This window comes from Alphaproteobacteria bacterium (assembly GCA_016722515.1).
Classification (GTDB): Bacteria; Pseudomonadota; Alphaproteobacteria; order Rickettsiales; family JADKJE01; genus JADKJE01.
The window spans coordinates 1-8,522 of the sequence record JADKJE010000017.1; the positions used below are offsets into that span (position 1 = coordinate 1).

7 protein-coding genes are annotated in these 8,522 nt (G+C 45.4%); all 7 read right to left on the reverse strand.

All coding sequences use genetic code 11. The features are described 5' to 3' along the window. On the reverse strand, positions 1-504 hold a 504-nt coding region (locus tag IPP74_15120; GenBank protein ID MBL0320606.1), incomplete at its 3' end, for a hypothetical protein. Positions 505-507: 3 nt separating this feature from the next. Next, a complete protein-coding gene (locus tag IPP74_15125; GenBank protein ID MBL0320607.1) occupies positions 508-885 on the reverse strand; it encodes a hypothetical protein in 378 nt (125 codons plus the stop codon). Then, positions 885-1,178, reverse strand: a complete 294-nt coding sequence (locus IPP74_15130) for a hypothetical protein (protein MBL0320608.1) — start codon at positions 1,176-1,178, stop codon at positions 885-887. Before IPP74_15130 ends, IPP74_15125 begins: the two co-directional genes overlap by 1 nt. Before the next feature lie 3 nt (positions 1,179-1,181). After that, the gene (locus IPP74_15135) at positions 1,182-1,940 is read right to left on the reverse strand and encodes a hypothetical protein (GenBank protein MBL0320609.1); all 759 of its coding nucleotides are present in this window, start codon (positions 1,938-1,940) and stop codon (positions 1,182-1,184) included. Beyond that, the gene (locus IPP74_15140) at positions 1,937-2,299 is read right to left on the reverse strand and encodes a hypothetical protein (GenBank protein MBL0320610.1); all 363 of its coding nucleotides are present in this window, start codon (positions 2,297-2,299) and stop codon (positions 1,937-1,939) included. The genes IPP74_15135 and IPP74_15140 overlap by 4 nt, the downstream gene beginning before the upstream one ends. Further along, the gene (locus IPP74_15145) at positions 2,292-4,448 is read right to left on the reverse strand and encodes a hypothetical protein (protein ID MBL0320611.1); all 2,157 of its coding nucleotides are present in this window, start codon (positions 4,446-4,448) and stop codon (positions 2,292-2,294) included. The genes IPP74_15140 and IPP74_15145 overlap by 8 nt, the downstream gene beginning before the upstream one ends. Next, positions 4,445-8,522: hypothetical protein (locus IPP74_15150; GenBank protein ID MBL0320612.1), on the reverse strand; the 4,078-nt coding region annotated here is incomplete at its 5' end. The genes IPP74_15145 and IPP74_15150, both read right to left, overlap by 4 nt.

The following is an 8,522-nucleotide window of genomic DNA, read 5'->3' on the forward strand; positions in this document are numbered from 1 at the left end:
TCGAAGACTCAGCGCATCGTGAATCACCCATCCTGAATTCCAAGTAATTCCTGTACTCTTTTCCTTCGTTTGTCCTGAATTCCATAATAAACTTTTTGTAGAATGAAACGGAGTCATCGAGTCCCAAGCTATCGAGTCCTCGACGGTTATTTTTAATCCGTTCATCAATGAAATTGATTCAGTCATCCAGACCGACGCGCTGTTTTTCCAAGGTAGACTATTCGTTGAAAAGGTAGGAAATGATGAATAGAACACCATCGACGTTTCATCAATAAACGTCGTTCCTTCATCAAAAGCCATCGAATCATTGAGTGGAATCGGTAAGGTGCTGTCCCAAGCCAAGGAAGTATCGTGTTTCAGCCGAAACCCTTGATAGAATTCAATAGCAAGGATAGGTGATTGAGTGGTGATGGTCATCTCAAAATCATTGCCTGGAATAGCAGAACGACCGAAATTCAGAAAGTCCGGTTTCGGTAAGTCAAAGTTCAACCATCCCAACGCCATGAATTAACCCTCGGCAAAAGTGCAAGTCACATTCGTAAGCATCGCACCCGCCACTAAAGTCGTATCCCGAAAGCGAAAGTCAGCCGATGAAATCTTATTCCCACAGGTTCCATCCGCCACAAACGCATGACTGCTATCGTTGATTCGTCCCCAATTCGCAACGCCATCGGCTAAAACCGCCGTTGCCGGTAACGTCACCGACAATAAATTCGATGCTGCGGTCAATCCAGTAGGAATCTCAATTTCAATCAAGGTCGTCTGCGTCGTAATCGCTGCGCCAATTGACGGCTTTGGTGGAGTATAAAAGGTTATAGTCCCACCAGATAACGCATCGGCGCGAAGCTGAAGAATGTTATCTCGAATCTCGTCTGACCAATTCATTAAGGTCGAGTCCCATCAACGGTCGCCATCCGATCTGAAATGGCGACCGCTTCAAATTCATAGGTGTGATCGATGGCGTACAATACCCAAGGCCCTTCAGTTAGATAGTCAAACTCAACATTTCCTGTAATTTTATCTGACCATTTCTCACGAATCAACTCTCCTCTCGCTTGATCAATTAGCCGAACTTTGTGATATGCAGGAGAATTCAATCGTGTCACTGGCTCAATAATCTTTAACCGACCACCAAATAACGGATGGCTATGAATTGCAATCGCTACAATCCCCGTCATAACTTATCTCCACGGCCCGGTAATATCGAATGCGCAAGCATATCCACTTAAAGAAGCCAATAATTGAACGACCAATGTTCGACCCGAAAGCGCAGGAACTCCATCAATAATCGTTCCATTGGCAATATCGCCTGCATGAATTGGATTCCACAGCCCAGGCATTAACCCGCGTGCCGCAACCGTGGTATCCCATATTTCCACCGGCCACGCATGAAATTGACCGGAGATAATTGAAGGATAAGCCATTCCACCCGTTCCTAGCGAAGAAGATTTTGAATTAGAATAACGATTCCCATTAATACTCAGTGAACTTCCTGAATAATTCCTTGCTAACCGACTTCCAGTCCCTGAATTCAAATTAAGTAGACTCGATTCGTTTGGAGCCCCCGCTGTTGCCGCAATCAATCCACATCCATATTGATCGGTCACTGCATAATGGACGATATCGCCAAAGAATATACTGCAACTACTACTGCCTGCGGTATTGAGAGAGATAAAATAAAAGGCTCTGGAATCGGAATAAAGCCACCACGGACGGTTGAGCCGAATCGCATACATTCCGCCGCTTTGTTTCACATTGGTGGGGAATGGATTGGTGTTGGTATCTCCATCTAGCGCGGATTGATCGGAAATGGATTCATAGCCCCGCAGCCGGATATTCGTCGCCTGACTGTCATCTACTCGAAGATACAGCCGGGTGCCATTCGTATCATCAGATCGAAACGCGCATTTATTCGCTGTTCCGGTAAAGAGTTGACTCAACCGGCAGGCGCACGTTTGGCACTAATCGTTCCGGTTGCAGTCTGATCACTAATCCCTGTGGTTGTGAATGTAAAATGCGTTGAATCTACAACAGTAATTCTCCAATCTCCATTTAATCCAGATGGACTGGCTCCTGAAATCCGAATCACTGGCCCTGTGCTTCCAACCATTGCAAACTGATGCCCAGCAGAAACAGTAGCAGTAGCAACATTCGATGCCACCACCAGACTATTGACCGTGACGCTCCCAAATCCATCTTGCAGACACGCAATCAGCACGGGAATAAAGGTTCCAGTGCTAGTGGTAGTTTGTGGAGCGCCACTCATGGTGCTGTCATAATAACGTACTGAATTAGGCATCGACATCACCCAAGAAAGTTAAACGGAAACGGTCTGAAGTCCCAGGAACATGCACACTCGGCTGCACGACACGAATCACGCCAATGGGCGTATCTGCACTCTCCGTATTGAATCGCAACAGATTGCCGGACACCCATCCTGCACCCCATCCTGAACTCTGAATCGTGAAATACGGATTCAAGGTATGTGGATTGATTGGCGCAATATCGGAAGTTATTGAAAGCCCGGTCGCAATTTGACCCACTCGCTCACCAATAATATTGACGGTCGTGGTTCCGGTGAAATGAATCCGCCAGCGTTCAGTAATCGCGCCATCATTGGTGACTTCAATCGGATAGGTCACATTGTTGTATTGCGGAGTAATCGGAGAACCATACAATACATCGCTCCATGTTGGTGTTCCAACTGCTTGTTGCGAGAAGGGGTCATTCGCTGAAGCAAATAAATCACCAGACTTGATGATGGAAGATAGATAACTGGTGGTGCCTGGATAAGTGTGTGTGACATTCCGATTTAAGGTAATGGTTTCACCATCGGAACTGATCGCCACAATCACCGCTTCATCTTGAATCGTGGTATAGGCTTCAAGTGGTTGGGAATAGCCGGTTAAATCCAAGGCCGCACCCATTGTCACCGAACCAGCCGTGAGATTCTTGGTGTACTTCGCAGTCGGAATGCGTGTACCATTCGCCGCTTCTAACCATATCTGATCAACATTGGCTCGACTCAATGTGTAGGTCGTACTCGACACTACAGGATTATCCACAAGCGTTTGATGCAGCGTGTTATGAATCAGAACCGAATCGCCCACTCGAAACAACGGTGTCGTCTTTGAAGGAGGAAGTCGTGATAAATCAATTCCGATCTCTTCAAACTCCATGTCTTCAAGATACGCGGTGTACTGATAATCCAAGGTCACGTTTGAAGTTAAACAAGTCGCAGATAACGTGATTTCACCGAGTCCGGTATCGTAATCCACCGTTCCTGAAGAGACACCAGCGCCTGTGAATCCACCAACGCCATCATCAACGGCGGACAATAAGGTTGAAGTGATACTAATCGCATTCAGTGATAAACTTCCTGGAATAACCGGCGTTTTTAACTGAAAGACGAAATCCGTACCTTGCGTATATCCAGAAGTGTAATAAGTAAGATAAGTTCCTGAATTTACGATTTGTGGTAAGGTGACTAAAAAATAGTCTTCACTATGAATTGAAACCGAGTAAGTTGTATATTGAAATGGCGCTGTCAACCAGACCACTTTAATTAAATCAAAATAAGGAGAAACCACAGGAAGCGCGAAGGTTCTTCCTGTGGTTGGACAGGTAAATGATTGAACAAATTCTCCATCGAATGCACCTTCAGGTTGTGCTGTGCTATTCACAACATAACCCACTCGTGGCCCTAAAAGAAAGGAATTATTCGTGATGGAAACCGATGCCGTTCCATTTGTTGTTTGGGCTGAAAGCGCACGAATCCCATAGATAGGGATTTCTTGTGGAGCCGTATAGTAAATCTGTGTTGGAGTTACATAACTCGCATGTTCTAAATCAGAATACAGTGCGCCTCTAAATTCATAGCGTAATGGTTGTGATAAAGAAACAGACCACGCACTATATTCAACTCCATTAACCCAACTCCATCCTTGTTGAGCATTCACGACTTGAAATGAATTGTTTCCTATATCTTCAAGAATTAGTGTCGTACTGACTCCGCTTGTTGGCTGAAGTGTTTGATTAAGTGCATAATAAAACTGAATCAGTGATGCGCCAACATCATACGTTGCATACATCCGATAATTGGTATTCGATCCTTTCAGCGTATACCGATACAATGGCTCAAGAAGTGTTTCCTGATCGCACCCTGCCACTGAAGGAAAGATTGCCACATCGACGGCGGCATCAGAAGGTGGAGATGCTATATACGCTCGTGAACCCATATATACATCGGTATCCGGCGACCGCACCGCCCCATAAATCAATCGCGTCTGCGCTCGACCCGTCACCCGATCACCGGAGGAAATATCAGGAAACACATTGTTATCGACATTATCCAGAACTTCATTTCCTGAAGGAAATCCACCCGAATCCGATAAATCCGTCATGTGTTCCGACTTCAACAGCTTCACATCTGAATCAAGAATACTCATACTGAAGAACTCCGCTGCGATTGCTGCAAGGCTTTAATAAAACTGGTGGGGTCTTGCTTTGAATTTGCATTCAAGGTTTGATTGCCAATCGTAAATGTAAAGTTATAATTTTGTCCTGAACCTCCGACTGAATCCTTTGTTGACGAACCTTTCGCTGATGACGAGGCGACTGAAGACCCTTTCTTACTGATTTCATCCAACAACCGAGACTGTTCACGCAACGTCTCATTCACTTCTTTTAACTTCGCATTCTGCTGATTGTAGGATTCAACCGCCGCCTTTACCTTCTCTTGCGCGGCCTGAATCTCCGCTTGTTGCTGCGCTTGGATGTTTGCGATTTCAGCATCATGCTTCTGATTCGAGGCGACAATCTCGGCCTGCAACTTCTCTTGAATCGAAACAATCTCAGCCGTATTCTTTTCTTGTGCAGCGACAATCGCCGCATCCTTATCCGCCTTCAAGTCAGCTAACTTCTGCGCCAGGTCGGATTGAATGGACAGTCTTGATTGCGCTTGTGCTTCATTCGCTGCCGCAATCGACCGCTGCAATTCAATATCAATGTCTCGAAGTTTCTGCTGATGCTCGACTTCAAGATTCGCCAAGGTCGCTAGATGTTGCTGATTAATCCCTTCAAGCTTCTTGTCGGATTCCAATTGCGCGGTGGCTAGTTTACGCTCTGTTTCCTGATTCAGAGCGGCAATTTTCGCTTGCGTTTCTTCTTCAATCGCTTGTTGTTTCGCCACCTTTTCAGCTTGAACCGCTGCTTGCGCGGCCTTCAACAATTCCTCATTCTTCTTGACTTGAGCATCGATCTTGGAAATCTCATTCCATTTGACATTCTCAGCCAATTTACCTTCAATTACCAACTGCTCAATGTTTTGCCGATGCAATTCACGCGCATCTTTCATTGCTTGATTGTAGACTTCAGTGCCTTGTTCGCCGGCTTGAGCATACAATTCAATAATCTTCTTGGATTCATCCGCGAAGGCAACCGCTTCTTCATCACCGACACTGCCTTTGGTCTTTCGCAGTTGTCCGCTAATCTTGTCCGATTCGGTTTGCAACGACGCCATGGCATTCAGCGAGTCCTTCACCAGACTGTCATTCAGTTTGGCAAGACTCTCCGTTGCATCGGTATTAATCTTAATCAGTGAATCCGCAGCATCCTGCTGAATCGAAACAATCGTATCTGCATGATCCGACACTTCCGATTCAATCGCATCGGTAGTCTTGAGAATCGCTTCTTCAATCTTGTCCTGCTGATTCAGTGCAGAATCTTCAATCGACTGATTCTGTTTCCGGTACGCCTCAGCCACCTGTTCCGTGGTCTTCTCCACCAAACCACTGATCTTCGATTGTGAATCCTGCACCGCCTTCGCAATGTTTTTGGTGAGATCGGTATCGGTTTTCGCTAAATCCTCCTTCAGCGAAGCACTCGATTTGGATAAGGATTGATTGTAATTCGATTGCGCGTCAGCCAAGTCATGCTTTAGCGTCACCGCCGCTTTCGACAATTCCTCTTGATAGGCGGTCTGATTACCAAGAGCCGCCAATTCATCCTTCGCATCCGTAATGGCTTGTTGTGCAGATTCCCACGCCGAAGTGCTTTCATCAACCTTGGTTTTCGCTTGATCAAGAAGCGTCTGCTGCCGACTCAGTTCATCATTCTGCTGACTTAACGCTTCGGTTGAACCTTTCGCGGATTCAACCGATTGCTGTGAAGACTGAATATCTTTCTCAAGATTGGTTTGCTTCACACTGTACAATTCTTTCGTCTTGTCCAACTGCGATTGATAAAGACTGATGAGTTCTTTATTATTTTGTTGACGCGCTTCCTTTAACTTGGCTTCAATATCTGCAATCTTCTGTTGCTGTTCCAACTGAAGATTAAGACGGTCTGAAGTAGCGGTGTCTCCTTGTTCAGCCGCAAGTTCGGCATTCAGTTCAACCAACGCATCCTTCGCTTCCTGAACCGCATCCTTCATCGCCTCCATTTCATCACGCGCCTTGGAAATGGCGCTACGGACTTCCGATAAATCTTGTTCATCCAACAGACTAAAACTTTGATCGACTCGTCGAGTCGCATTCTCTAAGGCAATTAAACTTGTGGAACCATTCTCAGCCATGTTTTCAATGGAGGATTTCAGATTCTCAACCGCTAATTTCTGTTCATAAAAGGTCTTTGAAGTTTCCGCTGCTGCAAACTTCAAGGCTGCTTCATAGACGCCAAAGCCATTCGCGGCAAAGGTCATTTCATTACGAGCAGCTTTCATTGAGTTCGCTGCTGAATTAATCTCGGATTGAAATTTATCCGTTTTCGTTGAATTCAGTGTGGCGCCAACAACACGAATCCCTTTCTGCAAATCAGTGGCGCTAATGGCTCCACCTTCAAAACCGGCCTTGAGTAATTTCTGATCAAAGTACAGTTTCGATGCTTCCGAAAGTTTTCCGACTTCTTCACGCACCGTCTTGACATTATTCGCCATGTGAGCCGCCGCAGCAGCCACATCGCTCATTCCTTTACCGGCTTTCTTATGTTCCTCGGTACTCTTCTTGGTTTCTTCAGCCTCTTTCTTTATTTGTGTCGCATTTTGCTGAGCAGAATTCGCAGCGTCGTTCGTTGCATCAACCGTTTTACGAAGTTGATTCTCCCTATCTTGATCCGATTGCGTCCATTCTTTATCAGCAGCTAATTGAATAATGGTTGCTGATAACTCTTTTTGAGCATCAGAAGCTTCTTGAGAACGTAATTGCGCTAAGGTTTCTGCTTGATTAATTCGTGATTCAGTTACCTTCTCTTCGGCTTGAGCAATATCAACGACATCGCCACGAATCTTCGCAATATTCAATACGCCTTCTGCTTCCTTCACCAACGCATCTTGATAGCGTTCACTATTCGCTGAACTGCGCGATTGCGCTTCTGCTTGATCCTTGTACAATTGAGTCAGTGCGCCGATGGGGCCAGCCGCAAGCTTCGCCAACTGAACTTGACGTTCCTTCACCTTAATATCGGCTTCGGACGCTTGAGTTCCTGCAATCTCCGCCACACGACGCAGCTTTAATGTTTCAATGGATTGCCGCAACTGTTCGTTATTACTGCCTTCGGCTTTGTACTTCTTCTCTAATTCAATAATTTCATCATTGATTGCATTCAGACGTTTCACATCTTCCTGAAACTGTTCTTTCGCAATCTCCAATTCTTCTTGAACAACGCCTAAATCTTTTTCACGCGCAACGGTGAGATTGCCTTGTGAAATCGCCAATTGCTTTTCAAGTTCAAGAGTCTTCTGCTGATTGGTATTAGCTTCAGTCCGAAGACTTGCTTCCAATTCATACAGCTTCAGTCGTTCCTCAATCTTGTTAATCGAGTTCTGATAAGAAACGATCTCAGATTCAATCTGCGCTTTTTTGGCTTTACTAATCAATATAGATTGTTGGTCTAATTGAAGCTGAAGTTTCATCAACTCCAAGCGTTCTTTATCTTCTTTCGACAGTTCTTTTCCGGCGGTTTCCAATCCTTCGAGTTTTTTAATCTCTAAGGTCTTAACAAGAACATTCTTCTCACTCGCATCAATTTCCTGCTGAATCGACTCAAGCCGTAACTGGTCAGCCTTTACCAAACTCGCAATAATATCCGCTTCAGCACCTAAGTTCTGACTGCGTTTAAGTGTCGCCGCATTCCATTCATCACTGAGTTCAATTTCTTTCAGCTTGATTTCATTGTTCTTATCCTGAAATGTCTGAAGTCTTTCGTACTTAGTAATAATGGCATTGAATTCTTGATTCGCAGATTGCAGTGAACGCACCAATTCTTGAAATGCCGCACTTAAACCAAGTGAAGAGGCTTCTAAACTAAGCGATGCCGGAATCGCTTGACCTGTCGCATTCGCATAAGCGATTTGCGCTTTCGCCATATCCAGAAAGCCTTGATGCACTGAATCAATCGGCGCTTCTGTCTTCTTGAGAATGTCAAAGGCTACTCGAAGGCTATCCGCCACTTGTGCTAACTGTGCAGGAACGCCCAACCCTAATCGTGCGAAGGCTTGTTGAACCGGATCGACGCTGACTTTCAAC

Excerpts from the sequence above, each read along its gene's own strand:
- IPP74_15140 (MBL0320610.1), bottom strand. The coding sequence starts at position 2,299 with ATGCCTAATTCAGTACGTTATTATGACAGCACCATGAGTGGCGCTCCA.
- IPP74_15125 (MBL0320607.1), bottom strand. The coding sequence starts at position 885 with ATGAATTGGTCAGACGAGATTCGAGATAACATTCTTCAGCTTCGCGCC.
- IPP74_15130 (MBL0320608.1), bottom strand. The coding sequence starts at position 1,178 with ATGACGGGGATTGTAGCGATTGCAATTCATAGCCATCCGTTATTTGGT.
- IPP74_15145 (MBL0320611.1), bottom strand. The coding sequence starts at position 4,448 with ATGAGTATTCTTGATTCAGATGTGAAGCTGTTGAAGTCGGAACACATG.